This is a genomic window from Vibrio sp. CAU 1672, from assembly GCF_029223195.1.
Lineage (GTDB): Bacteria > Pseudomonadota > Gammaproteobacteria > Enterobacterales > Vibrionaceae > Vibrio.
Genome location: NZ_JARHUF010000054.1, coordinates 1 through 2,720 on the forward strand (window position 1 = coordinate 1; position 2,720 = coordinate 2,720).

The 2,720-nt window shown below is 51.5% G+C and carries 2 rRNA genes; both read left to right on the forward strand.

The features are described 5' to 3' along the window. Positions 1-2,545, forward strand: a 23S ribosomal RNA gene (locus P2G85_RS21190); the annotation flags it as partial. 91 nt (positions 2,546-2,636) lie between these two features. Further along, positions 2,637-2,720, forward strand: a 5S ribosomal RNA gene (rrf, locus tag P2G85_RS21195); the annotation flags it as partial.

A 2,720-nucleotide genomic window follows, 5' to 3' on the forward strand; every position in this document is an offset into this window, starting at 1 on the left:
TTCAGTGAAATCGAGTAGGGCGGGACACGTGATATCCTGTCTGAATATGGGGGGACCATCCTCCAAGGCTAAATACTACTGACTGACCGATAGTGAACCAGTACCGTGAGGGAAAGGCGAAAAGAACCCCTGTGAGGGGAGTGAAATAGAACCTGAAACCGTGTACGTACAAGCAGTAGGAGCACCTTCGTGGTGTGACTGCGTACCTTTTGTATAATGGGTCAGCGACTTATATTCAGTGGCAAGGTTAACCATCTAGGGGAGCCGTAGGGAAACCGAGTCTTAACTGGGCGATTTAGTCTCTGGATATAGACCCGAAACCAGGTGATCTAGCCATGGGCAGGTTGAAGGTTGAGTAACATCAACTGGAGGACCGAACCGACTAATGTTGAAAAATTAGCGGATGACTTGTGGCTAGGGGTGAAAGGCCAATCAAACCTGGAGATAGCTGGTTCTCCCCGAAAGCTATTTAGGTAGCGCCTCGGACGAATACTACTGGGGGTAGAGCACTGTTAAGGCTAGGGGGTCATCCCGACTTACCAACCCTTTGCAAACTCCGAATACCAGTAAGTACTATCCGGGAGACACACGGCGGGTGCTAACGTCCGTCGTGGAGAGGGAAACAACCCAGACCGCCAGCTAAGGTCCCAAATTATAGCTAAGTGGGAAACGATGTGGGAAGGCTTAGACAGCTAGGATGTTGGCTTAGAAGCAGCCATCATTTAAAGAAAGCGTAATAGCTCACTAGTCGAGTCGGCCTGCGCGGAAGATGTAACGGGGCTAAGCTATAAACCGAAGCTGCGGCAATGAAGTTTACTTCATTGGGTAGGGGAGCGTTCTGTAAGCCGTTGAAGGTGTGTTGTAAAGCATGCTGGAGGTATCAGAAGTGCGAATGCTGACATGAGTAACGATAAAGGGGGTGAAAAACCTCCTCGCCGGAAGACCAAGGGTTCCTGTCCAACGTTAATCGGGGCAGGGTAAGTCGACCCCTAAGGCGAGGCCGAAAGGCGTAGTCGATGGGAAACGGGTTAATATTCCCGTACTTCTTACAATTGCGATGGGGGGACGGAGAAGGCTAGGTGGGCCTGGCGACGGTTGTCCAGGTTCAAGTGCGTAGGCTTGAGGGTTAGGTAAATCCGGCTCTCTTTAAGGCTGAGACACGACGTCGAGCTACTACGGTAGTGAAGTCATTGATGCCATGCTTCCAGGAAAAGCCTCTAAGCTTCAGATTGTAAGGAATCGTACCCCAAACCGACACAGGTGGTCGGGTAGAGAATACCAAGGCGCTTGAGAGAACTCGGGTGAAGGAACTAGGCAAAATGGTACCGTAACTTCGGGAGAAGGTACGCTCTCGACGGTGAAGTCCCTCGCGGATGGAGCTATTGAGAGTCGCAGATACCAGGTGGCTGCAACTGTTTATTAAAAACACAGCACTGTGCAAAATCGTAAGATGACGTATACGGTGTGACGCCTGCCCGGTGCCGGAAGGTTAATTGATGGGGTTAGACTTCGGTCGAAGCTCTTGATCGAAGCCCCGGTAAACGGCGGCCGTAACTATAACGGTCCTAAGGTAGCGAAATTCCTTGTCGGGTAAGTTCCGACCTGCACGAATGGCGTAATGATGGCCACGCTGTCTCCACCCGAGACTCAGTGAAATTGAAATCGCTGTGAAGATGCAGTGTACCCGCGGCTAGACGGAAAGACCCCGTGAACCTTTACTACAGCTTGGCACTGAACATTGAGCCTACATGTGTAGGATAGGTGGGAGGCTTTGAAACCGGTACGCCAGTATCGGTGGAGCCGACCTTGAAATACCACCCTTGTATGTTTGATGTTCTAACTTGGTCCCCTAATCGGGGATGAGGACAGTGCCTGGTGGGTAGTTTGACTGGGGCGGTCTCCTCCCAAAGAGTAACGGAGGAGCACGAAGGTGGGCTAATCACGGTTGGACATCGTGAGGTTAGTGCAATGGCATAAGCCCGCTTGACTGCGAGAATGACAATTCGAGCAGGTGCGAAAGCAGGTCATAGTGATCCGGTGGTTCTGAATGGAAGGGCCATCGCTCAACGGATAAAAGGTACTCCGGGGATAACAGGCTGATACCGCCCAAGAGTTCATATCGACGGCGGTGTTTGGCACCTCGATGTCGGCTCATCACATCCTGGGGCTGAAGTCGGTCCCAAGGGTATGGCTGTTCGCCATTTAAAGTGGTACGCGAGCTGGGTTTAGAACGTCGTGAGACAGTTCGGTCCCTATCTGCCGTGGGCGTTGGAAGATTGAAGGGGGCTGCTCCTAGTACGAGAGGACCGGAGTGGACGAACCTCTGGTGTTCGGGTTGTGTCGCCAGACGCATTGCCCGGTAGCTAAGTTCGGAATCGATAACCGCTGAAAGCATCTAAGCGGGAAGCGAGCCCTGAGATGAGTCTTCCCTGATACTTTAAGTATCCTGAAGGGTTGTTCGAGACTAGAACGTTGATAGGCAGGGTGTGTAAGCGTTGTGAGGCGTTGAGCTAACCTGTACTAATTGCCCGTGAGGCTTAACCATACAACACCCAAGGGGTTTTGATGGACTCAAAGCAAGAACAGAATTGAATGTGTAGAGAACACAAAAACAGCTTTCCGAATTAAAGAATTTGCTTGGCGACCATAGCGATTTGGACCCACCTGATTCCATGCCGAACTCAGAAGTGAAACGAATTAGCGCCGATGGTAGTGTGGGG